The sequence below is a fragment of the Rhizorhapis sp. SPR117 genome (genome assembly GCF_021742065.1).
Window position 1 is genome coordinate 1 of record NZ_JAKKIE010000043.1, and the last position, 22,816, is coordinate 22,816.

Here is a 22,816-nt window from a genome sequence, read left to right on the forward strand (position 1 = left end):
AGCAACATCGCACGAACAACACAGGAATTCGGCGCTTAGGCCGCGTTCCTTCACATTATCGCGACCTCGCGATAATCAATCTTATGCGCAGCTGCGCATAAGATCGCCCAGGCGTCGGCATAGGCGTCGTAGATCGCGATCTGCTCGCGCGTCAGTTCATGCCGCAGGATGTCATATTCGACGCCGGCGAAGCTGAGCGCGCGGGCGGTGTAGAGGCCGAGCGCCTTCAGATCGCGAGCGACGAGCTCCATCGCGGCGATGCCGCCCTTGCGGATGCCGGAGATGAACTGCTCGCGGTTGCTGAAGGCGGTTTCCGGCCCCCACAGGCCCAGCCGCACGGCATAGGCGAGGTTGTTGACGTCGGAGGCGCCGGTTGCCGAGGCGTAGAGCACGCGCGCGCCGGGCAGATGGTTCTGGAGCAGGACCCCGGAGATGCCCTGCTGCGAGCCCTCCTTCTTGCCGAGCGCCCCTTCGCCGCCGGCGACGCCGCCCATCTCATGCGCTTCGTCGAAGCCGATCACGCCTTCGAAGTCGTCGCCTGCCCAGTCGATGACCTGCTGGAGGCGGCTGTGGTCACCGCGTGCCGAACGAAGCGTCGGGTAGGTGACGAAGAGCACGCCCTGCTCCAGCGGTATCGCCTGGTCGATCTTCCAGTTGGAGAGGGGCTGGATGTCGGCCGCGAGACCACCGAGCGCGGTCCAGTCACGCCGCGCGTCTTCGAGCAGCGCCTCGTTCTTCGAAATCCAGATGTTCCGGCGGCGGCCGGCGAGCCAGCTGTCGAGGATGCACGCGGCGACCTGCCGCCCCTTCCCCGCCCCGGTCCCGTCGCCGAGGAAATAGCCCATGCGATAGGCGCGGCCATCCTGCGCTTCCTCAAGGCCGACGCCTTCCTTGGCGGGCCTGAACTTCCCCGGTAGAAACTGGTCCCAGGCATGTCCCGCATAGACGACGGTTTCGAGCTGCGAGGCCGACAGCAGGCGTTCGGAGACAGTGCGTTCGGGGAGCCGCGGCACATAGGCCGGGATCGGCGCCGCGATCGAGCCCATCGCGACGGATTCGACCAGGGCAGTCGGATGTTCGCCGGCGGCGTCGAAGGTGATCCGGCTCGGACGATAGGGAAGATAGACACCGACCTGGTCGAGCAGCGGCGCCGGCGTGTCGAGCGGCGCGTAGTCGACAGGCAGTACGTTGTTGCGCACCGGAGCGTGATAGGGCCGCGGCTGCGCGCGATTGCTCTTCATGGCGCGGAACAGCGAGGGGCTGCTCGATCGCTTGGGAGTCGGCGCCGATGGCGCTGCGAGGGTCGCGCGTTCGTGGATCGTGAGCGCGCCGATGAGCTCGCGGATGGAGGTGCGCTGGATCGTCGCGGGAATGGTCGTGCCGGGGACCTTGTCGATCTCGAACAGCCGGACCGCGATGCTGGTGCCGTGCTTCAGATAGCATTTCTCGAGCCGCACCGAGGTCCGCACGCTGACATCGCGCAGCGTGGTCTCGAAGAGATCGCGCATCCGGGCATTGGGTCCGAACCAGTCGGGCATGATTGCAACCAAACGGCCGCCGGCCTGCAGTCGGCGAAGGGCTGCCTGGAGATGTCGGACAGCGGCGTGTGCGTCCGCGCCCAGCCCGACCGACCGGGAGAATGGCGGGTTCATGAGGATCAGGCTGGGGCGCGCCGCTGCCGCCAGGCTCGAGTTGATCGTGGCGCCGTCGTGGCCAGTGACGGTCGCGTCGGGGAAGACATCGGCGAGACGCGCCCGGCGGCCCGACGCATATTCGTTGAGCTGGAGGGAGCCGAAGTCGCGGCAATGCGCCACGAGGAGCCCATTGCCGGCGCTCGGCTCGAGGATCACATCGTCGCTCTGGATATTGGCGAGGACAACCGCCACCGCGGCAAGATCGACGGGCGTCGAGAACTGCTGCCATTCGATCTGATCTTCGCTGCGAACGGTCTGGGTGGGCAGCCGGTCGAGCAGGTCGCAGGCCGCAATCACGTCATCGAGCGAGGTCAGCGGATAGGGACCGAACTGGAGGTGGTGGGCGAGCGCATGCTCGAGAATCTCGAAGCTGTCGCGCTGGGTCCAGAGCCCGTCCGCGTCGGTCCCGCCATAGCCTTCGATCATCGCCGTATTGAGGTCGGCCCGGGTGATCGGGTCCGTCGACCTGAGGCGGTCGATGAGAAGCGTGGCCGCGCGGCGTTCGGCCGCGGTGGCGGTATCGAAGAGATCGGACATGGTGGGGTCTCCGGACTGGCTGCCCCATCGGCAGCATCAATCCTTCGATCCCCCTTCCCTTTGCCCAGTCGCGCGGTGGTTGGCAGGGGCCGGCTACGCTATCACGGAAAGCCTTGGGTTCGCCGACAGTTTCCGAACCAGTGCTATCGGGCGTCCCGGCCAAGCTGGCGGACGCAGTGCAGCCAGTGTTTCCGGTGTCCGCCACCCTTCTCGACGCCGCCGATGATCGAATAGCGAACGGGTGCGATGCCGACGAGGCGGAGCAGATTGCGGTCGAGGCTCTTGAGGCTATGGGCCCGGTAGAAGAACCGATAGAAAGGTGCGGGCATCCCCATCGTCACGATGATACGCGCCGACCAGCCACCGAGCAGTCTTGCTGGCTGATCAGGTTCGGTTTCATCGATCGCAAAGCCGGGCCGCATGACCTGCTCGAGGAAGGCTTTGAGGAGAGCGGGCACGTCGCCGAGCCAAAGCGGATAGAGGATCACGAGATGGTCGGCCCACCGAATGTCGATTTGCGCCGTGTGGATCGTGTCTACAGGATTGGCCTCGCGCCATTCTTTGGCCGAGCGCAAAATCGGAAAATCCAGGGACGCGATATCGATCCTGCGGACTTCGTGGATGCCTGCCTCGGCACCCGCCGCATAGGCATCCGCCAGCGCGTGAACGAAGCGCGCCCGATCAGTATCGGGGTGTCCATCGATGATCGCAATGCGTGCCATGCGCTCCTCCGGACATTGCCTTCCTCTCCCGCGTTGCCTCCGGCAATCAGGAAGTTTCCCAAGGTGCCGCGCCAATGCCAGGCTGCCGTTGGCGAGACCCTGGTCATCGCCGGCTCATCTCGAGAACCTTGGCCCAGTCCTTGACGCCCTTGGGGGGCATGGGGGTGATCGCGAGATCCGGCCTGGCGTAACGCAGGGCTGCCCGCTCTGCCGCGATCGCGCCTTCGGCATCGTTGTCGACGGCCAGGATCAGCGAGGTCAGCGATGACGGAAGCAGGAGCTGGTCGAGCCGGCGGGCTCCAAGGCTCGTCCAGCAAGGTATGTCGTGGAGGATGGTGAAGGCGCGCGCGGTTTCGAAGCCCTCGGCCAGCGCCAGCACAGGAACTGCCTGCCCTCCTCCCTGCCATGCGCCTTGCCCCGGCCGGCCGAGCATCAGCTTCATCCGATATCGGGCTGTCAACGGGTCGAGGAATATCCGCTGGACGGCAGTCAGGCGCCGCCCTTCCCGCACCGCGACCATCAGCGCAGGATGATAGGTCGTCCACGGCTTGGGCCGATAGGGGCAGCGCGGGTGGAAGCGCAGGTCATGGGTTACAGGCCAGAGATGTCGCAGGCGAAGATAGCGCTCGGCGAGCGTGCCATCGAGAGGGAGCGCCTCGTCCCAGAGCCGCTCGGCGTTGCCGGACCGCGCGGTGGGCGTGTCGGTGTAGGCGAAGCGACCACGGCTCGGGACCCGCCGAAGCTCACGCAGAACATCTTCCCGGTCGCAGCCGGCAAAGCAGGTGACGAGAATACCTTGGTTGCCTTGGCGAATGGAGAGGCTGGGCGTGCTGTCGGCGTGGGCGGGACACGGACACATCGCGGTGCGTCCGTGCCAGGTTCCCCCGAGCGAGCCGACTAAATCGATGAGGTCCTGGGTTGGTCTGAGCGCGACAAGGGCCATTGGCAGTTCCTTTCGCGGCCCATGCTCCCCCTTGCCTCTCTGCCGGCTCACCTTATCCTGGGGCGCAGCTAACCGGCTTTGCGGGACGGTCGTTCTGCTCCTCTTGAAGAATCAAATCTTAAAAACGCCCAAGCGGAGCGCGGGAGCTTCATAGATTCATTGATTCTAAGATTCAGGGGCCGTTTACGACGGTAAACCAATAGGTTGAGTGCTCTCCTTGTGAGGAGACGGGGGCTTCAGTGTGAGGGCTCGGGGGCGTCTGTGCGAGCCAGGGGGGGCTGGAGCCTGAGTGATCGGGGGACAATGTGAGTTCTCGGGGGACTCAGGCGAAACGGGCTAAAGAGCTGCCGGGAAATCCCTGAATCCCCGTATGTTTTTGCTTCGGGGAAGATCGCCGACATCGGAGATGCTCTTTTATGTGAGCGATTGGGGGATCGTGGCCGAGGCGTGCGGATCTTTGCGTGAGGTCTCGGGGGCGGCCCGCGAAAATGGGGCGTTCGAAATAAGGAATTTCTCCACCTTTATGTGAGCGATTGGGGGATGCCAAGAAAAGCCAATTAAACCAACATGATATGAAGATCTATATGTGAGTCGGCGGGGGTCACGCGCTGCGCGGCCCTGCTCGCCGCTTCGACGCGGCCACGCGACACGAATCTTTTATGTGAGTTTTCGGGGGAGTGATCGCGACTCGGCTCGGGAACGCGAGTCGCGTGCCGAGGGCTCGGCGGCTTTATGTGAGCGCTTGGGGGCTGGTGATCGCATGGGCCAACGACGTCTCTATGAGCGTCTGGGGGCACGTCTATGTGAGTGAACGGGGGGCGGTTCTCATTATGACAAGCTGATGGTATGCAACTCACATGAAGCTCGATTCGGACACCGTGGAAATCGAGGTTCCGCCTGACCTGGAGGGTCTGAGTCGGACGTTGCGGGTTGCTGACGTGATTCGCCGCCGCGACCTCGACTTTGTAAGTAAACCTGGGGAATTAGTCGAATCCGAGTTCGAGACGGGGTCGTTGAGTGCGGCCGGAAGAAAGGCTTTCGCACTGATGTTGCGGAAAGCGGGACCGGAAGCCGGCGAAGACAGCAAGACTTTCACGATCACCAAGAAGGAACTGCGCGGCTCGCACAAGGGTAACGAGCGCATCCAGCCGGTAATGGACGAACTGCTACGCGTGATCGTCCGTATCCGGACCACCTCGAAGAAGGGTAAGCCTGCGATCATGTCGCAGTCGCTGCTGTCGAGCTGCGTCGAGGAAATCTCCGAAGACGGCATGAGCGTCGTGGAGTTTCAGTTCTCAGAGAGCTTCAAGCGCGTGATCCAGCGTTCGGATTACTATGCGCGGGTGAACCTCGGGGTGATGCTTGCGCTCCAGTCGCGCTATTCGCTCACCTTGTACGATCTTGGCTGCCTGATCATCAATCGGCAGAACCGCGTCGTCAAAATGAACGTCGATGAACTGCGCCGACGCCTGGGTGTGCCCGACGGCAGCTTCAAGAACTTCGCCGAGTTTCGGCGTGACGTGCTCGTCAAATCGAAGGCGGAGATCGACCAGCTCGCCGATTTCATCGTGGAATGGGAAGAAATCCGGGGGTCCGGGCGCGGCCGGCCGGTCGAGGCGGTCAAGCTGACCTTCAGCCCCAAGGACCCTGTTGAGCAGGAAGAGACGGCAAAGGAGCTCGATCGGCCCAAGGTCGGACGCCGTGCCAGGCGCGATGGCAGCGTCGAGGAGGTCGCGGCCATTCCGGCGGCCGCCCCTGTGGCGGCATTGCCGTCGAGCAAGCCCTTCCCCACTGGATCGATGCATTTCTGCGGGGATCAGCGCCTGTTGACGATTGTGGCCGATTTCGGGGGCGGCTGGGACAAGGATCTGATCGCCGGGGCGTTTCGCGAGAAGATGGGCGACCGGCTCAAGACCCTGACGGGCGTGCCGCTCTACAAATCCTGGGAAGGCTTCTGCAAAAGTTTCGTCGGGCTTCGTGGCCGGCCTTAGGGATAGCCTGCCCTCCCCCGTTTCCTCACATAAAGCGAGACCGGGCCTATTCGGGCGCCCTCCCCTCCCCTTCGGCCAGATCGATCAGCGCCATGATCCCGTCCGGGAGGCTGAGGTTGCGGTCGTCGCACCAGCGCACGAGGCGGTCGCGCTCAGGAGGCGACAGGCGCATGCTGATATGGAGCGACCGGGCCGGACCGCGCTGGGGCTTGCGCTTGGGTGTGACGCCGAGATCGGCAGTAACCTGCGGAAAATAGTTGGCTGGGAGCGCCGATCCGGCGGGTTCGCGTTGGACTGGCGGCGTGCTGGCAGGTTTGGGCGCGGCTGTAGCGGCAACGAGCCCGCGGAGACGATCGGCGGGCGCTTCTGGCTGCTCCAGGCGCTGCCGTGTCGATCCGATGATGTCGCCCATGCTGCTCACGGCGGCTTTTTCTTCAGGCATCGACTGCCTCCTTGTTCTGAATTTCGCTGAGAATATCGGCGAGGACGCTTTGCGCGATGCGGCGCGCTTTCTCCGTCTTGGCGAGGTTGGCAGCTTCGACCTCAGCGAGGGTCATCCGGTAGTTCGACATGGCGCGAAAGGCGTCGAGGGTGAACATCTGGTCGGTGAAGGTCGGGAGAGCTTTCCTGATTTGACCGTCGATCTCCCACTCGGCTTTGGAGCGGGCCACCTGCCCTGTCTGGGTGATGAGCACGCGGTATGGGACGCCGCGGCACATTTTCTCGAGCATATCGCTGGTTTCGACGGTTCGCTCGAGATCGAGCCGCGATGACCGTGTCGGGATGACGACAAAGTCGGAATCCATAGCGGCATAGGCGGTCTTGAAGTTCGACGTTCCCTCGGAATCGACGACGACGAGCTGGGCCGCCTCGCGCGCTCGTCCGATCGCGGCACCGATATCCGAGTCCCGCAGCTGCGAGGCGTCCTCGACGGCGATGCGCGAGTCCCCTCCCCTGCCCGCTGCGATCCGATCCCGGTGCCAGTTCAACAGGCTGTTTTGACGGTCGGCGTCGAGCATGAACACCGAGCCGCCCAGTGCCTCGAATTCCGATGCGAGGGCAAGCGCAAGCGTCGTCTTGCCTGCTCCACCCTTGCTCTGCGCGATAGTGATGACTGGCACGAAATAGCTCCCTGTGGGTCGCGGGCGCGGCACCCATGTGACGTGGCACAGGCAGCGCGGCACAATTGATCTGCGCTTCTCATAGCGCCTGTGTAAGCGCGGTGCAAGGCGACCGCGCTACTGACCGCGCTGGGAATGGCACACGCGCAACAGCAAGCGCCGTTAGCAGCGAGGACGCAAGCGCCAGTAAACGCACAAGCGCACGCGCTGCGGCTCGCGATGCCGCACGCGCCAGCGCGCTGCGCCGCGCGAACGCTAGGCAGAGCGCAATCGCGGCACCCAGCGCGTTACAACACGCGGCACATAACGCGGCACAGGGAGAAAACAGCGGAAATCGGCCAAACCGCAGCACGCGACTCTCGCGTCGACGGCGTCTTCATCGCGACGATAGCTGGATCAAGAGCGGGACAGAAGGCGATCGATCTCCGCCATCTGCTCATCGAACGAGTCGAAAACCTGCCTGAGGCTTCGATCGGCAGGTGGGGGAGGGGGCTCCAATCGCGGTCGACCGCGCTGGGGAGAGGCATATCCGAATGCCACCGCGAGATCACCGGCCACGAAAACGCGCCAGGAACGACGCCGCGTGACTTCGACCAGCAACCCAGACCCGACACCGCGCTCGAGGAGCTTGCTCGCACCAGTTATAGTGAGGCCGAGAGCCTCGGAGACAAATTGCGGTGAGAGAAGAGGACGGTGAATGGTCAGAGCGGCCAAAGAGGGGAGGGCGCCCGGTCTGTACTCGCTGACGATCGCGCGCTGCGCGTCACGATAGAGTCGTTCGAGTTGATCGAGCCGCTCAGTCCCATCAGCGGCTGCACGTTGCAGCGACCTCACGATCGGCAGCCAGTCCGCGTCGGACAGCCGCGGCTTCAGCCGCATAGCCTTGGCGCCGCCGCAGAGGCAGGGCAGTGGGACGTGGGATAGACCCTGATCACGAAGGGAGAAGGGTAGACCAAGCCAGGGCGTGATCGTGCCGAGTTGCCGTGAATATTGCCGGACACGGTCGATGGCACGAATGAGGGGAGGGTGCTCGGCCGCCCCGGGTGGATCGACCACCGACGTGGGAAGAGCATCGCGCCATTCAAGCGGCTCGTTTGAGAGCAGCGCTTGCCGCCAACCGTCAAATTCAGCGAACTCGTCCAGATGTCAGCCGACAGAATAGGCTGCATTTCCATAATGCCTAGTAATATCAATAGATTATGTCGAATGAGCTGCAAGTAAATCTGTCCAGGGCGATATGCACGTCGCGGCCTTAGACAAAATAAGCTACATTCCGCGGGCAGCAAAAATCGTTGGGGAGCCCGTTCCATGATTGAGCGCAAGCCGTCTCCTGCGCCCCGTCGGCGCCTCAAATCTCTCGAGACGGGCCTGGCGCTCTACCCGCATTTCCGGCGACATATATCGCTTAGCGGCCCGGTGACTGCGGCGCAGGTTCAGGCGATATCCGAGGCAACCGGCCTCAAAGAGCGGCGGATACGGACACTTGCCGCGCGCTTCCGGCTGCATCCCGTTGCCGAAACGCTGGCGCCAAAACCGCGCGGACCCGCTATCGGATCGCACAGGATCGATCCCGAGGTGAGGGTCGCCATCGATACGCTGATTGACGAAATCGCGCTCAAGATGGTCGCGCCATCGCGCGCGGAAGCGGCGCGGCAGATCTGGGGCCTGCTGCACGCGTATAACGGAGATCATCGGTTTCCCGCCGATCTGATCCCGAGCGAGAAGACGATCGAGCGGCTGCTGGCCGAGATTCCGAGCCGTGTTTGGGCGAAAGCGACGATGGGATCGAAGACGCGGAGCGCGCATGAGCCGCACCCCGGCGAATATGCCAGCGAGGGATTTCTCGATCTGGTGCAGATGGATCATACCAAGGGCGATGTGATCCTGGTCGATAGCCTGCGGCGCGAACATCTCGGAAGACCGTGGATCACCTTCCTCATCGACATCTGGACCCGGTCGATTCTGGGCTATTATGTGAGCTTCGGCGACCCTTCGATCTTCCGGTGCGGGCGGGCGGTAGCGAGCGCTGTGTTGCCCAAAGAGCCGGTCCTTTCCCACCTGCGCGTCGACGTCAGCTATCCGATGCACGGCCTCTTCCGGCGCTGGCATGCCGATCAGTGTCAAACGGCGTTCAAAAGGGACCCCCGATCGGCGTCGAAGAGGGACCCCCTTTTCGGATAATATGATGCTGGTTTGTTGAAGATGGCCTTGCGCTGCGTGCGGCGGAGGGCGGGCGTAGCCCGACCGGAGGCGCGCGCAGCGCAAGATAGATTTTTGAAGGCGCCGAAGGTGGCTGTCAGCTGCGGTTTTTGAAGCGCCAGCTGTCGTTGCCCGTCTCGACGATATCGCAGTGGTGGGTGACGCGGTCGAGCAGCGCCGTGGTCATCTTGGGATCGCCGAACACGGTCGGCCATTCGCCGAAGGCGAGGTTCGTGGTGATGATGACGCTGGTCCGCTCATAAAGCTTGCTGATGAGGTGGAACAGCAACTGCCCTCCCGAGCGGGCGAACGGCAGATAACCGAGCTCGTCGAGCACGATCAGGTCGAGCCGCGACAGCTGCGCCGCCAGGGTCCCGCCTTTGCCGATCCGGGTCTCCTCTTCGAGGCGTGTCACCAGATCGACGGTGTTGAAGTAGCGGGCGCGAGCGCCCCTTCGCACGACATTGGCGGTGATCGCGATGGCGAGGTGGGTCTTGCCTGTCCCCGTGCCGCCGACCAGCACGATATTGCGGCGAGGCGGGAGGAAGGAGCCATCGTGAAGGGAGCGGATCATCTCCTCATTGATCGGTGTGCCCTCGAAGCTGAACCGCTCCAGGTCCTTCACCACGGGCAGCCTCGCAGCCGTCATCCGATAGCGGATGGAGGCTGCATCCCGGTGGGTCGCCTCAGCACGGAGCAGGTCGGTCAGTATCTCCATGGTGGTGCGCTTGCGCTGGAGGCCGGTGGTGACCGCCTCGTCGAACGCCGCCGCCATGCCCTTGAGTCCGAGGCCGCGCATCGTGTCGATCATATCATGCCGCTGCATCATAGCCTCGCAGCAGATCATAGCGGGCACAGTCGGCGAGCGGAGGATGCTGCAGCATCCGGTCTTCCGAAGTGACGATGCTGTGGGGTGTCGCCGGCTCGCGGCGCCGGGAGAGGATGTTGAGGATCAGCTCGTCGCTGGCCGTTCCGTTCGCCAACGCTTCGCGCACGGCAGCCTCTACCGGCTCCAGGCCATCGGTGAGCACCGCCGAGAGGACCCGCACGAACCTGCGATCGGCCTCGTCCCCGGTGCCGAGCCTTCGCCGTAATCGGTGCAGGGCGGGCGGCAGATCCCAGTCCTGGAACGGTGCGCCGTTACGCAGCGCGCCGGGCTTGTGCGCGAGGACCGGCAGATAATGCCAGGGATCGTATATCGTGCGGTTCCGACCGAAGTGGCGCTCATGCTCCCCGACGATCGCATCGCCGCAGCGTATGACGATGCGATCGGCATAGGAGCGCACCTGAACGGTCCGGCGTGCGGCCGTCGACATGACCGAGTAGCGGTTGCGATCGAAGCTGATGAGGCAGGTGCCGGTGACGGCATGCTCGCTCTCATGGAAGCCGTCGAACGGTGCCAGGATCGGCTGCAGGGCCGGTCGCTCCATATCCAGCGCCTCGGCGACGGTAATATCCCCGCGTTCGGGATGGGCATGATGCTCGGCCCAGCGCCGGCACTCGGCCTCCAGCCACCCGTTGAGCTCGGCCAGGCTGGCGAACCGGAGTCGCGGCTGGAAGAAGCGGCCTCGGATCGTCTGGACCTGCTGCTCGACCTGGCCCTTCTCCCATCCCGCCGCCGGCGAGCAGGCGGTCGGCTCGACCATGTAATGATCGGTCATGATCAGGAAGCGGCGGTTGAACACACGCTCCTTGCCGGTGAACACGGCCGTCACCGCCGTCTTCATATTATCGTAGATACCGCGTCGCGGCACACCGCCGAAGAACGCGAACGCCCGGGCATGGGCATCGAACAGCATCTCCTGGCCCTCGCGCGGATAGGCCCGGACATAGGGTGCGCGCGAGTCGCAGAGACGCATATGCGCCACCTTCACCCGCATCGGCTTGCCGGCGATCTCCACATCCTCGTGGCTCCAGTCGAACTGGTAGGCCTCACCCGGCTGGAAGGTCATCGGGATGAACGCCGGTGCGCCTTCGCCAGCATCCTTCCGCCGCGCAGCACGCCAGCGCGCCGCATAGCGGCGCACCGCATCATAGGATCCATCGAACCCCTCGCGCACCAGCAGGTCATGGATACGCGTCATCCGTAGCCGATCGCGGCGGCCGCGACCTTCGTTCTCCTCAAGCAGCGCATCGAGACGATCCTGATAAGGACCGATCCGCGGCAGCGGCTGGACTTTGCGCTGATAGTTGAACGCCGCCTCCGGCGACCGGATCGCTTTGCGGACGACCTTCCGCGACAAACGAAGGTCACGAGCGATCGCCTTGATCGCCTTACCCGCTGCATGCTCACGCCGAATCCGAACCACTGTCTCCACGATCAACATCCCGTTCTCGCCAACTGATCAAAACCAGTCGGCCGACTAAATCCCCGGGATGAAGGGGTCCTTTTTGCACGCCGATCACCCCACGAAGGGGGTGCCTATTGCACGCTGATCCTCACCGATCAGGCCAAACCGCATCGCTCGGAGGCTTTTAGGCGCGCCTGTATCCGAAACGGGATCGCCCCCGATGTTCGGCGGCCCGGGCCGGCTCACCTTGGCGGACATATCGAGCGGCTGATCGGCACGATGGTTGGAAAGCTGCGGCTCTTGCCCGGTGCGACCGGATCGAATGTGGCGGCGCGCGACGGCTATGATGCCGAGGCGAACGCGGCGATGACGCTTGCAGAATTCGAGCGCTGGCTCTTGTGCCAGATCGCGATCTATCATCACGCGCCGCATAGCGCGCTGGGCGGCCTGTGCCCGGCCCAGATGTGGGCGCGCGAAGCGGCGAAGCACGGCCCGCTGCTGCCCGTGTCGGTCGCTTCCGACGCGCTGTTCCGCCAGTTTCTGCCGTCGAAGTCGCTGACGGTCCATGCCAAGGGCATTCAGATCAAATATCGCCATTACTGGCATCCGGAGCTTGCCGTTCGGATCGGCCAAAAGATCGAAATCAGCTGGGACGAGCGGACGATTCAGCATGTCTACGCCGATCTCGATGGCCGCTATGTCGAATTGCCGGTTATCGGCGACTATCCCGATGTCTGGGAGGCGGACTGGGAAGCCGCCAGGGCAGGCGTGCGGGCGCTGGGGCGGGCCTACCAGGCCGATGGCGGCCGCGCGGCGACGGCGCGGGCGGTGGCCGCCGCAAATCAGGAAATACACCGCGCCCGCGTTCGCACGAAGGAGGCGCGGCGCCAGGCCAAGCGCCGCGAAGGGGAGGGGGCGACCGTGGCCGATCTGCGGCGTCCAAAAACGCCGGCGGCCAAGCCCGTGATCTGGAAACCCGCGGCCGAACTCGGCGAAGACTGGGACCGGATCGGCTGATGGGACCAGCACCATCGCTGCCCTTCTGGATCGCCTTTGACGAAGCGCGCAATGCCGTCGAGACGATCGTCGACGTGGCCCATGACGATCCCGAGGAACGGCCAACGTGCATCGTCCTAGTCGGCGATTCAGGCATGGGCAAGACCTCGATCCTGCGTGAAGTGCAACGGCGGCTGACCGCGGACTTTCCCGAGCCGCCCGATTGGGGTGATGCGCGCTATCAGCCGGTGCTGAGGACGGTCATCCCCTCAAGCCCGACCTCGCTCAAGATCAATCTCGCTCTGCTGTGGCAGCAAGGCTGGCCTGTCACCAGCACGACCCACAAGGTCGCGGACCTCAGGGTCGTCGATCTGCTCGGCAAGCAGGGCACCCGGCTTGTCGCGGTGGACAATGTCCATGTGATTCTGACGGCCAGCGGCAAGGCGCGCCGCGATACGCTCGATACTTTCCGCTATTTGATGAGCGCCGGCAATGTGCCGTTGGTTGTGGCGGGCCTGGACGTGGCCGAGTATATTTTTTCCGAAGATGTCGAACTCGCCTCGCGCTCGATCATCCTGCGCTTGCCGCTGTGGGAGCCGGGGGAGGCGTCACAGCGGCTGATCCGGGCGCTGGCGCGCGGCATGGGCCTTGTCGAGCCTAACCGGCTCGCCGAGCCCGATCTCGCCGAACCGATTTGCACTGCGAGCCATGGCGTGACGGGCAATTTCAAGCGGATCCTGCACTGGTCGGCCAAGGTCGCGAAAAGCGATGGTCGCAGCGTCATTAGGCGCGACGATATCGACAATGCGCTGAAGCGTTTTCCGCCCTACCGGCTCTTATGAAGCCGGAAGCGCCGGAGCGCACGCCGCTCGCGTTCCGGGTGCGCCCCCAGCCTGCGGAGGGCTTCGATTCGTGGCTGGACCGGATCGTGCGCCGCCACGAAACCTCGCGGAGAACCTTGTTCCGCTATCTCGATGTCGATCCCGATCTGGCAAATTATGACCTCGCGAGGGGTAAGCTCGGCCTGCCGGCGCGGCATCATGCAACATTCGACGGGCTCGTTGCCGGGCTGGGCTGGGCGGTGGACGTCGATCGCGATGCGGTGATGGACGGTTTTGCCGCTGGGCCTGCGCATTGGCTATTGCCGCTGACCCTGCGCCGCTATGGCTGCGCTTGCTGCTGGTCCGGGCTGATCGCCGAAGGGCGGCCGCTCTATATCCGCAAGGACTGGATATGGAGCGCGAGCTGGTGGTGTCACGAGCATCAGCTGCCCTTGTCGGTGATGCCGGCATGGGACTGGCCGCGCCGGGAGGGTAGCCTTGCGGCGATGCTGGGACGCCTCGAGGCGGCCGCGCGCGAGATCGTGCGCGCGGCGCGCCCGACGGCGCGGCTGATCGCGTACAATCGGGCCGTGATCGAATTTCTCCGCAAAGGCGACGATGGCGTCACTCCGCAGCGGTACAGGCGCTATGTCGAGACCATCGTCGCGAACCGTTTTCATTTTTCGAGCGAGCGGATCCGGTTGCTGGCCTTGCGGCACAGCAGCGGAGCGCAACCGGCGCGGCGCTTCGAGCGCTTTGTCGCGCTCAGCCGGAGCGAGCTTGCGAAGGAGGGGAGGGGGTTCTTCCGGCGCCCGCAGCCGAGGGTCGAGGGAATCGATATCGAGGCGGCTATCGACAGGCCCAGGCGCGGCCGCCGCTGGGAACCCGATTTGCCGATGCTGTTGCAAACCTATCTGTCCATTGCCCAGCGCGCGGAAGCGCGGGGCGAGCCGCTCGGTCGCCCCGCGGGGCCTGGAGACAATTATGGCTTCTATCGCTCGATGAACAGCGCATCGGCGCAAAAATGGACGAATGATCGCGGGCCGGGCGGCCTCGGTTGGCAAAATCGCCCTCAGAAGCCCGTACAGCGCGATTTGGGGTCGCTGCCGTAAGTCTGGGCTGGCCTACGCCCGTTTTGGCGCTGTAAGGGGTATTTGCGGGGGCAAAATTTTTGCCGGTTTTCAGGCCTGGTCGTCCGACTGATCGTCATAGCGTGCCAGCAAGGCGTCGATCTTGGCGAGGGCGGCATCATAGTCCTCGATCGCCTCGCTGGAAAACTGGCTCGGTTCGTCGGCCAGGGCGGTGGGGGGAACGGACGGTCTGCCGCGCGTGACCGAGTAGAGCTTGACGCCCGAAACGGTTTCGATGGCCAGGTCGCCGGCTTCCGACAAGGCCTCCAGCATTTTCCGGACCCCAAGGCGGGTGACGCCCAGCACTGCCTCGATCTGCGACGACCGCAGCGGACCGAAGCTGGCGAGGAGGCCATAGAGCTGGGGCACGCGCGAATTCGCCCGCTTCGCACGGTAGCGATCGGCCAGCGCCTGGCGCGTGTCGCGGGCTTTCGCGACCAGGCTGTAGAGGTGCTCCAGGACATCGCGCAACGCCTCGGCCTGAACAATGGCGGCGTGCGCCGGGTTGTCGTCGACGTCGGCCGCGCGCACCGTGTCGAGCCGGATCAGACCGTTCAGCGGCAGCGCCGCACCATGGGCGCCGGTGGCTTGGAGATGCGCACCAAAGGCGCATTCGATCGCCCAGCGCGGGGAAGGTGGGCGCGGCCGCTCGATCACGACTTGCCGGTTCGCGAGCGCGATCGTGTCGGTCGTCCGCTCGGCGGGAGCGAAGCGCGGGCTCTGGCCGATGGCGCGGTGGAGGGCGGCGAGAGCGGTGAAGGGGAGGGGGGCCGGCTCGAGCGCCGCGACCAGGGCCGCGGCCTCGTCGATCGCGGCCTTTGCGGTTTCGACGGCGGCAGCGCTGTCGGGATCGCGCAGCGCCAGACAGGCTTTTTCCAGCCCCAGCGCCGCGTCGGCGAGCGGCGTCCAGCGGCTGCGGGTCATCTCCGCGAGCAGGGTGGTCGCGAGCGCGCGGGGGGCAAGTGCGAACTGGAGTGGTTCGTCGGAAAGGGGTATAAGGCCAGCAAACCAGGCGTGGAAGCGTGCGTCGGTGAATGGATGCCCTTCCTGCCGGAGCGCCGAGATCAGCGTCTCACGGATGAGGCGCGAAGCGAAGATGGGATGGATGTCGGGCGGGCACCAGGCGAGCGCCGCATCGAGCTTACCGAGCGCGAGGGCCGCGTGCGCCTGGGCTGTTCCCAGCGCCTCGAGATCCGCCAGCGAGGGCGGTTCGGTGGTCTCGAAGTCAGGAAACGCATGAGACACGGCCAAAAAATCCAGTAAAAACAATCATATGTAATCTATGTATAACGAAGGGAGGATTACTATACAACCACTCTGATGCTTTGCATTATATACCTTTGATAATTACAGTTATCACATAAGCGGAATTGACCCGTCTTTATAATGTGGGGTACAAGCCGCCGAAGTGGGCGGGGACGACAAGCGCGTGGAAAAGACGGTATTCTGGTCATGGCAGAGCGATCTCGACGCCCGCGTAACGCGCGACGTGATCCGATCGGCGCTCGACGAGGCGATCAAGATCCTGGCGGCCGATCTCGAGGAGGCCGATCGGCCGAGCCTCACCTCGGACACACAGGGCGTCGCCGGCACGCCTGATATTGTTGCGACGATCCTGCGCAAGATCGACGAAGCCGCGGTGTTTGTGGGCGATGTCACACCGATCGCTGTCTCGGCGAGCGGGAAGGCATGTGCGAATCCGAACGTGCTCCTCGAAATGGGCTATGCGAACCGGGCGCTCACCGAACATCGCGTGATCCAGGTGTGGAACACGGCATTCGAGGGCGCGACGATCGAGAAGCTTCCATTCGACATGCGCGGGCGGCGCGGACCTCTTGCTTTCCACTTGCCGGTGGGCGCCGACAGGGAAGAGTTGCGCCGGGTGCGCGAAGGGCTGGTCAAGAGCCTGGCGGGCGCGCTGAAGCTAGCCCTCGATCAGGTTCCGCCGCCGCCGCCCGAAGCGGTTCATTGGCAGCCGCATTTTCAGAATGATCCCGATCTCTGGTTCGACCGGGATGCGGCCCAGACGATTACAAACCCCATGCACGGCAGCAGCAAACTGCGGTGGAAGCCCTATTGGCCAGGCTATGCGCGCATCATTCCGTCAAATTGGACGGTTAAACCGGACGCGAAGCGCGCGCTTGCCGATCACACCGGACACCCGGCGCTGTTAGCCACTGCGAACAGCTTGAGCTATGGCGTGAGCCGCGGCGGGACCATGGTCTATTGGCCTGGCAGCGCGGAAGACGATGGTGTTCGTCCGACCGTCGCAATCACCCAGTGGTTCGAGAAGACGGGCGAATTCTGGGGCGTGGCCGGCGGATTCCTGTTCTCGGGGAAGAACGAGCGGCTGACGCTGGCGACGGGATCCTTCTACAAGCACTGGCTGCATTTCCTCGAGCGTAACTGCGCGCTCGCGCTGGCGCATGGGGGAGCGCTGCCAATCCATGTCCGTCTCGGTGTGAACGGTCTGTCAGGCAGTTATTGGCCGGGCGGCCCGCTTCAATTCGACGATGAGGGATTTGAAGCCGTCGAAGACGCTTACGAATATGATGCAACGCTCACCTCGACCGCGCCGGAGGAGTTGAAGGCGGTTGTGGTCGAGGCGTTCAACGGGCTCGCCGCGGTCTACGGGGTCGAGCCCCACACCTACCAAATCGCCGAGCGCTCGAGATTTTGACGATGGGCGACGTTGGCCTCCCCGTACCAGCACCAATGCCTGCACTAACGGGCCAGGACTTGACCTGGGAGGTCACCAAGTTGCGCTGCGCGGCGCAGATCACGATCAATGTCGAATTGATCGCGGCCTATCAGGCCGCCTCCTCGCCTCATTCGGTGCGCGCGCTTGCAAGCGACATCGAGGCGTTCGACAGCTGGTGCCGGCGAACGGACCGGATCACGCTCCCCGCAACGCCAGAGGTGGTGGCAGACTATCTCGATGCACGTGCAGACAAGGGCAGCAAGCCGGCCTCACTTGGCCGGTACAAGGCGTCGATCGCGAAGATCCACCAGCTTCTCGATCTGAAGGATCCGACGCCGGCGCCCTTGGTCAAGCTGCGGCTGCAGGCGATCCGGCGCCGTGTCGGAACTGCGCAGAAGCAAGCGCGTCCGTTGCGATTCAAAGGACAGGTGCGCAACGTCGAGCGCGATGCGCCGCGCGGGCTCAACGTTCGCGCGGTGTTGGAAAGCTGCGCGGATGACCTACCTGAGCTGCGCGATCGCGCGTTACTCTCGACCGGGTATGACACCGGGCTGCGTGCCTCGGAGCTTGTCGCGATCGAGGTTGGCCACATCATCGAGGCGATCGATCCAGACGCCCGGTTGCTCACTATTCCGCGCAGTAAGGGAGACCAGGAGGGGGAGGGGGCAACCGCGTTTCTGAGCCCGCGCACCGTGCGGGCGATTGCCGCATGGATCGAGGCGGCCGATATTGCCGCCGGGCCGGTGTTCCGGCGGGTAAATGTGCGGCGCTACAAGGCGAAGGCGGCGGTGCGCGGCCGGAAAATCGAGAGCATTTCCGGGCGGGAGACGTGGGACCTCAGCAAGACTCTGCCCAAGCCCGCGGTGCCGGCGCGGGTCGAGTATGACGTGGGGGAGGGGGCACTTCACCCGGCGTCCGTCGGCCCGATCTATCGGTCGATGATCCAGCGGGCGTTTGCGCGTGGCGCTCTGGCCGATCTGACGGCGGACGATCTTGCCCGGCTGCTCAAGGGAATCAGCGCGCACTCGACGCGGGTTGGCCTCAACCAGGACCTGTTCGCGAGCGGCGAAGATCTCGCCGGGATCATGGACGCGCTACGCTGGAAGAGCCCGCGTATGCCACTCGCCTACAACCGCAATCTCGCCGCTGAGGCGGGCGCGGCTGGAAGGCTGATGGGCAAGCTGGGATGACCAGATTGCCCCCCCGTGCGGTCAAGACCGGGGGTACCGCGTACCCCTGAAATCGACTCAGCCACTTCTGACGCTCAGCGAAGTGTCTGGCTGCCACCTCGACACAAATTGCGTGCAGGCCGCTTCGCTTCGATCCTTTATTCTAATTAAACATCGTCCACGACAACACCGGAAACTAGCTGCAACAGCCTGCGCCCTTGCCTTCGATCTGGATCGGTGGACAAGGAACGGTTCCATACGAACAGAACACGCAGCAATCGCCGGGTTTGGGCCGGAGCACGGCGTTGCAGCCCGAACAATCATAGAAAAACTGGCAGGCGTTCGTTGGCATCTGCTCGGTCTTCACCGTGCCGCACTCTGGACAGGTGATCGTCGAACTTAGCTCCGGGGTGATGTCAGACATAGGCATAGCCCAGCCAGAGGAGCGCGGCACCGATCAGCAGGCCGGCAAGCGTGATGAGGCGCGTGGCGAGAGAGGTGCATAGGCCGCCCGGTGCGCAGCGGGCAGCGACGGCTTGCTGACGTATGAGAAGTGCGGCGCCTGCAACCAGGCATAATGCGCCTATCCCGAGCAGCGGCACGCGATAGGGTAGCGCGGTCATAGCGATTCCGGCGAGCCATGCCGATCCGATGCCAACCGAAGCCAGCAGCATTGGCAGGGCGCAGCACGCCGCGACGCCGAAACCGGCTGCGATCCCGCCGAGAGTGAGAGACGCGGTTCCCAATCCCTTCGGCGAACGGGGGGTGGCAGAAGGTTCAGACATGGCGACCCCTTGAGAGCTGTTGGATCTTGTCCTAGCGTCTGTAGCTACTACAGACTCAAGCGGTATTTTGAAGATGACGACATCTCGCACCACCATCCCGATTGGCGAACTGTCGCAGCGCACGGGCTGCAACATCGAGACGATCCGTTATTATGAGCGCATCAGCCTGCTTCCGGTGCCGCTGCGCCGTGGTCGATACCGCGCCTATGGACCGTCGGATGTGCGGCGCCTGTCGTTCGTGCGACGTGCGCGCGAACTGGGTTTCCCAATCGACTCGGTGCGGGCGCTGCTGGCGCTTGCCGACGGCGGCGCTGCCTCATGTGCGCAGGCGCGTGATCTGGCGAGCGAGCATCTGCGGGATGTCCGCGTGAAAATTGCCGACCTTCGCCGCATGGAGCAAGTGCTCGGCGACACCGTCGCCGCCTGCGAGGCGGACGACACCGTGAGCTGTCCCTTGCTGGAAACGCTTTGCACTTCGGAAGCGCGTTAGATCCGGAGGTTGTCGGGATTAGGTCAGGCGATCGATTGTGATGCCAGGTCGTGTGCGGCGTCGCGCTTGGCAGCCGCGGACTTGCGCTCGGAATAACGATCGACGAGCTGATCGGCGTGGCCACGGGTCAGCACGGTGAACCGGACCAGTTCCTCCATCACGTCGACGATGCGGTCATAATAGCTCGACGACTTCAACCTGCCGGCTTCGTCGAACTCCTTCCAGGCCATCGCAATGCTCGACTGGTTGGGGATCGTGAACATGCGCATCCAGCGGCCTAGCAGGCGTAGCGTGTTGACCGCGTTGAACGACTGTGAGCCGCCCGACACCTGCATGACTGCGAGCGTCCGACCCTGGGTCGGGCGCATGCCACCGAACTCCAGCGGCAGATGGTCGATCTGCGCCTTCATGATGCCGGTGATCTGGCCGTGCCGTTCCGGGCTGCACCAGACCATGCCTTCGGACCACAAGGCGTGCTGGCGCAATTCGTGGACGGCTGGATGATCGTCGCCCTTCACTTGATCGGGCAATGGCAGGTCGGAGGGATCGAATATACGCACTTCCGCACCGAAAAAGATCAGCAGCCGGGCCGCTTCCTCGACCGCGAGTCGGCTGAATGAACGCTCACGGAGCGAACCGTAGAGAAGAAGGATCCGGGGCGGATGGTCGAGCGAGCCAAGGCCGGCCGCCAGATCAGGGCGAACCACGTCGCGATCGAGCGCTGGCACATAATCGGGGTCGGCAAGGGTTCGAAGACGCGACATCAGGCAATCCGTTTGGAGAGAAGGGCCGCGCTCGCCAGGCAGAGCGTTCGAAACTCGGCCGACCGGGCGATCGCGGCGGGCGCATTGGCGCGCTCGGCGGTTTTATAGCCGTGCCGCCGGAAGAATGGTTCAGCCGTGGTGGTCAGCAGATAGAGGGCAGCGACACCGTTATCGGTTGCCGCCTGCTCGATCGCGCCGAGGATGGCAGCGCCCAAACCTGCGCCACGTCGCTCGGGCTTTACGACCAGGGATCGCAGCAGCCGGTCAGGCCCATCGCCTTCGATGCCGCCATAGCCAATGATGCCGGCGACGTCCTCGAATCGAAAGAAGCGACGATCTGGTTCGGCAAGATCGCTGGTCGGCAGGCCGGCGGCAGCAAGTTCGGCCGTCAGGTCGGATAGCGACTCTGCATTGAGCAAACTCGCGATCATTCCGGCACACGTTGCTCGTACCAGGGCCGGGTCGCCTTCACGATCTTGACGACCGACAGCATGACCGGAACCTCGACCAGGACGCCCACCACGGTCGCCAGTGCCGCGCCCGAGTTGAGCCCGAACAGACTGATCGCGGCAGCGACAGCCAGTTCGAAGAAGTTTGAGGCGCCGATCAGTGCCGCCGGCGCGGCCACGCACCAAGCGACACCGAACCGGCGGCTCAGCCAATAGGCAAGCCCGGCGTTGAAATAGACCTGAATAAGGATCGGCACCGCGATCAGCGCAATGACCAGCGGATGGGCGATGATCGTCTCCCCTTGGAAGCCGAACAGCAGGACGAGCGTCGTCAGCAGCGCGACCAGCGACACCGGGCCTAGCCGCGCCAGCAGCCGGTCAAGGGCTGACTGCCCGCCCGATGACAGCACCGCGCGGCGGATCAGTTGCGCGACGATCACCGGCACCACGATGTAGAGCAGCACCGAGATCAGCAGTGTGCCCCATGGGACAGTGATGGACGCGACGCCGAGCAGCAGGCCCACCAAGGGCGCAAAAGCGAACACCATGATGATGTCGTTCAGCGCGACTTGGCTGAGCGTATAGGTGGGGTCGCCGTCGCAGAGGTTGGACCAGACGAACACCATCGCGGTGCAGGGGGCGGCGGCCAGCAGAATCAGGCCGGCGATATAGGAGCTGACATCGGCCGCGGGCAGGAGCGGCCGAAACAGCCACCCGAGGAACAGCGTGCCGAGCAGCGCCATCGAGAAGGGCTTCACCGCCCAGTTGATGAACAGCGTCACCCCGACGCCCTTCCAGTGCTGCCTGACCGATCCGAGCGCGCCGAGATCGATCTTGAGCAGCATGGGGATGATCATGAGCCAGATCAGCACGGCGACCACGAGGTTGACCCTGGCGACCTCAGCGGATGCGATCACCGCGAACAGGCCGGGCAGCGCATAGCCGAGCGCGATGCCGACGACGATGCACAGCGCTACCCAAACGCTGAGATAGCGTTCGAATGTGCTGATCGCCGGCTTCGCCGGCGCCAACGCTTCACCAGTGGTGGCGTTCATGACGCGACCCGCTGGCCGCTGTCATCGACGACGCGCTCGCCGTCTTCCTTGGTGAATGCCCCGCGCTGTTCGCTCGGCAGCAAGTCGAGGACTTCTTCGGAAGGGCGGCAGAGCTTCACCCCGAGCGGTGAGACCACGATCGGCCGGTTGATCAGGATCGGATGCTCCATCATCGCATCGATGATCCGGTCGTCGCCGAGCGATGAATCACCCAGGCCAAGCTCCGCGAAGGGCGTCCCCTTTTCCCGCAGCAGCGCGCGCGGGCCGATCCCCATGCGTTCGATGAGGGACACCAGCATCGGCCGCGATGGCGGCGTCTTCAGATATTCGACGACATGCGGCTCGATCCCCGCATTGCGGATCATCGCCAGCGTGTTGCGCGACGTGCCGCATTCCGGGTTGTGGTAGATCACGATATCGACGGGCATCAAGCGGCATCCCCCCGGCGGCTGCTCGCCCCTTCGCCATGGCCGATCTCGCGGACATGCGTGCGCAATGCCAAGGCGTCGAGCCGATCGAACGGCAGGGCGATGAAGAGTTTGATGCGGTTTTCGAGGTAACGGAGCGCAGTGACGAATGCCCGCTCGCGTTCAACCGGCGTGCCCTGGACGTGACTTGGATCCTCGATGCCGTAGTGCGCCGTCATCGGATGGCCCGGCCAGATGGGGCAGGTCTCGCCGGCGGCGTCGTCGCAGACCGTGAACACGAAATCCATGACCGGCGCGTCGGCTCCGGAAAACTCCTCCCAGCTCTTCGAGCGCAGGCCCTCGGTTGGATACTCGATCCGGTCGAGCAGCGCGATGGCGTCGGGATTGACCGCACCCTTGGGAAAGCTGCCGGCCGAAAAGGCGCGGAAGCGCCCGTCGCCGAGCTGGTTCAACGCACTTTCTGCGAGAATCGAGCGGGCCGAGTTACCGGTGCACAGGAAGAGAATATTGAAGATGCGATCGGACATGAT

General features: G+C 64.2%; 23 protein-coding genes and 1 pseudogene. 8 read left to right on the plus strand and 16 right to left on the minus strand.

The window, feature by feature from the left end:
• Positions 1 to 98: 98 nt before the first annotated feature.
• From L3X40_RS15435 to L3X40_RS15445, 3 genes and pseudogenes are all read right to left on the minus strand, one after another.
• Positions 99 to 2,231, minus strand: a pseudogene (locus L3X40_RS15435) (strawberry notch-like NTP hydrolase domain-containing protein); the annotation flags it as partial.
• Positions 2,232 to 2,374: 143 nt separating this feature from the next.
• Entirely contained in the window at positions 2,375 to 2,953 is a 579-nt protein-coding gene (locus L3X40_RS15440; protein ID WP_047867041.1) for an NAD(P)H-dependent oxidoreductase, read from the minus strand.
• Between the two features lie 103 nt (positions 2,954 to 3,056).
• A complete protein-coding gene (locus tag L3X40_RS15445) occupies positions 3,057 to 3,896 on the minus strand; it encodes a DUF7146 domain-containing protein (RefSeq protein WP_047867040.1) in 840 nt (279 codons plus the stop codon).
• Positions 3,897 to 4,753: 857 nt separating this feature from the next.
• On the opposite strand from L3X40_RS15445, the gene L3X40_RS15450 reads away from it, so the two are divergent.
• Positions 4,754 to 5,887 carry a replication initiation protein gene (locus tag L3X40_RS15450; RefSeq protein ID WP_047867039.1) on the plus strand — a complete coding sequence of 378 codons (1,134 nt, stop codon included), beginning with the start codon at positions 4,754 to 4,756 and terminating at the stop codon, positions 5,885 to 5,887.
• 46 nt (positions 5,888 to 5,933) lie between these two features.
• Here the strand turns inward: L3X40_RS15450 and L3X40_RS15455 are convergent, their stop codons facing one another.
• The 3 genes from L3X40_RS15455 to L3X40_RS15465 all read right to left on the minus strand — a co-directional run bounded on the left by L3X40_RS15455 (position 5,934) and on the right by L3X40_RS15465 (position 8,064).
• Positions 5,934 to 6,329: a hypothetical protein gene (locus tag L3X40_RS15455; protein ID WP_047867038.1), complete on the minus strand. Its 396-nt coding sequence runs from the start codon at positions 6,327 to 6,329 to the stop codon at positions 5,934 to 5,936.
• Positions 6,322 to 7,008 (minus strand): ParA family protein, encoded by a 687-nt coding sequence (locus tag L3X40_RS15460; protein ID WP_047867037.1) that lies wholly within the window; start codon positions 7,006 to 7,008, stop codon positions 6,322 to 6,324. Before L3X40_RS15460 ends, L3X40_RS15455 begins: the two co-directional genes overlap by 8 nt.
• 396 nt (positions 7,009 to 7,404) lie before the next feature.
• Positions 7,405 to 8,064 carry a hypothetical protein gene (locus L3X40_RS15465; protein ID WP_231471610.1) on the minus strand — a complete coding sequence of 220 codons (660 nt, stop codon included), beginning with the start codon at positions 8,062 to 8,064 and terminating at the stop codon, positions 7,405 to 7,407.
• Between the two features lie 252 nt (positions 8,065 to 8,316).
• Between L3X40_RS15465 and L3X40_RS15470 the strand changes: the two genes are divergently transcribed.
• Entirely contained in the window at positions 8,317 to 9,189 is an 873-nt protein-coding gene (locus tag L3X40_RS15470; protein ID WP_237366396.1) for a hypothetical protein, read from the plus strand.
• A gap of 115 nt (positions 9,190 to 9,304) precedes the next feature.
• On the opposite strand, the gene istB is transcribed toward L3X40_RS15470, so the two are convergent.
• Both istB and istA read right to left on the minus strand, forming a co-directional pair.
• Positions 9,305 to 10,033 (minus strand): IS21-like element helper ATPase IstB, encoded by a 729-nt coding sequence (istB, locus tag L3X40_RS15475; protein WP_031304487.1) that lies wholly within the window; start codon positions 10,031 to 10,033, stop codon positions 9,305 to 9,307.
• On the minus strand, positions 10,020 to 11,534 hold the full coding sequence (istA, locus tag L3X40_RS15480; RefSeq protein ID WP_021238707.1) for an IS21 family transposase: 1,515 nt from the start codon (positions 11,532 to 11,534) through the stop codon (positions 10,020 to 10,022). The genes istB and istA overlap by 14 nt, the downstream gene beginning before the upstream one ends.
• Before the next feature lie 243 nt (positions 11,535 to 11,777).
• On the opposite strand from istA, the gene L3X40_RS15485 reads away from it, so the two are divergent.
• The 3 genes from L3X40_RS15485 to L3X40_RS15495 are packed head-to-tail and all read left to right on the plus strand — an operon-like array spanning position 11,778 to position 14,427.
• Positions 11,778 to 12,515, plus strand: coding sequence for a Mu transposase C-terminal domain-containing protein (locus L3X40_RS15485; protein ID WP_237366397.1), 738 nt, complete (start codon positions 11,778 to 11,780; stop codon positions 12,513 to 12,515).
• A complete protein-coding gene (locus L3X40_RS15490; RefSeq protein WP_047867035.1) occupies positions 12,515 to 13,336 on the plus strand; it encodes a TniB family NTP-binding protein in 822 nt (273 codons plus the stop codon). The genes L3X40_RS15485 and L3X40_RS15490 overlap by 1 nt, the downstream gene beginning before the upstream one ends.
• Positions 13,333 to 14,427, plus strand: coding sequence for a hypothetical protein (locus tag L3X40_RS15495; protein WP_047867034.1), 1,095 nt, complete (start codon positions 13,333 to 13,335; stop codon positions 14,425 to 14,427). Before L3X40_RS15490 ends, L3X40_RS15495 begins: the two co-directional genes overlap by 4 nt.
• Before the next feature lie 69 nt (positions 14,428 to 14,496).
• Here the strand turns inward: L3X40_RS15495 and L3X40_RS15500 are convergent, their stop codons facing one another.
• Positions 14,497 to 15,714 (minus strand): hypothetical protein, encoded by a 1,218-nt coding sequence (locus tag L3X40_RS15500; RefSeq protein WP_047867033.1) that lies wholly within the window; start codon positions 15,712 to 15,714, stop codon positions 14,497 to 14,499.
• A 160-nt stretch (positions 15,715 to 15,874) separates the two neighbouring features.
• On the opposite strand from L3X40_RS15500, the gene L3X40_RS15505 reads away from it, so the two are divergent.
• Together L3X40_RS15505 and L3X40_RS15510 are read left to right on the plus strand one after the other, a co-directional pair.
• Positions 15,875 to 17,125 (plus strand): hypothetical protein, encoded by a 1,251-nt coding sequence (locus L3X40_RS15505; protein WP_237366398.1) that lies wholly within the window; start codon positions 15,875 to 15,877, stop codon positions 17,123 to 17,125.
• A gap of 2 nt (positions 17,126 to 17,127) precedes the next feature.
• Entirely contained in the window at positions 17,128 to 18,336 is a 1,209-nt protein-coding gene (locus L3X40_RS15510) for a site-specific integrase (protein WP_237366399.1), read from the plus strand.
• Between the two features lie 175 nt (positions 18,337 to 18,511).
• On the opposite strand, the gene L3X40_RS22345 is transcribed toward L3X40_RS15510, so the two are convergent.
• Together L3X40_RS22345 and L3X40_RS15515 are read right to left on the minus strand one after the other, a co-directional pair.
• A complete protein-coding gene (locus tag L3X40_RS22345; RefSeq protein ID WP_272907956.1) occupies positions 18,512 to 18,739 on the minus strand; it encodes a GDCCVxC domain-containing (seleno)protein in 228 nt (75 codons plus the stop codon).
• Entirely contained in the window at positions 18,732 to 19,100 is a 369-nt protein-coding gene (locus L3X40_RS15515; RefSeq protein ID WP_188084251.1) for a mercuric reductase, read from the minus strand. Before L3X40_RS15515 ends, L3X40_RS22345 begins: the two co-directional genes overlap by 8 nt.
• 73 nt (positions 19,101 to 19,173) lie before the next feature.
• Between L3X40_RS15515 and L3X40_RS15520 the strand changes: the two genes are divergently transcribed.
• Complete coding sequence (locus L3X40_RS15520) at positions 19,174 to 19,590, plus strand: MerR family transcriptional regulator (RefSeq protein ID WP_188084250.1); 417 nt, start codon at positions 19,174 to 19,176, stop codon at positions 19,588 to 19,590.
• A gap of 23 nt (positions 19,591 to 19,613) precedes the next feature.
• On the opposite strand, the gene arsH is transcribed toward L3X40_RS15520, so the two are convergent.
• The 5 genes from arsH to L3X40_RS15545 are packed head-to-tail and all read right to left on the minus strand — an operon-like array spanning position 19,614 to position 22,813.
• Complete coding sequence (arsH, locus tag L3X40_RS15525; RefSeq protein ID WP_188084249.1) at positions 19,614 to 20,354, minus strand: arsenical resistance protein ArsH; 741 nt, start codon at positions 20,352 to 20,354, stop codon at positions 19,614 to 19,616.
• Positions 20,354 to 20,785, minus strand: coding sequence for an arsenic resistance N-acetyltransferase ArsN2 (arsN2, locus tag L3X40_RS15530; protein WP_188084248.1), 432 nt, complete (start codon positions 20,783 to 20,785; stop codon positions 20,354 to 20,356). Before arsN2 ends, arsH begins: the two co-directional genes overlap by 1 nt.
• The gene (arsB, locus tag L3X40_RS15535) at positions 20,782 to 21,858 is read right to left on the minus strand and encodes an ACR3 family arsenite efflux transporter (protein ID WP_237366400.1); all 1,077 of its coding nucleotides are present in this window, start codon (positions 21,856 to 21,858) and stop codon (positions 20,782 to 20,784) included. Before arsB ends, arsN2 begins: the two co-directional genes overlap by 4 nt.
• A complete protein-coding gene (gene arsC / locus L3X40_RS15540) occupies positions 21,855 to 22,286 on the minus strand; it encodes an arsenate reductase (glutaredoxin) (protein WP_237366401.1) in 432 nt (143 codons plus the stop codon). Before arsC ends, arsB begins: the two co-directional genes overlap by 4 nt.
• On the minus strand, positions 22,286 to 22,813 hold the full coding sequence (locus L3X40_RS15545; protein WP_237366402.1) for an arsenate reductase ArsC: 528 nt from the start codon (positions 22,811 to 22,813) through the stop codon (positions 22,286 to 22,288). The genes arsC and L3X40_RS15545 overlap by 1 nt, the downstream gene beginning before the upstream one ends.
• Between the last annotated feature and the right edge of the window lie 3 nt (positions 22,814 to 22,816).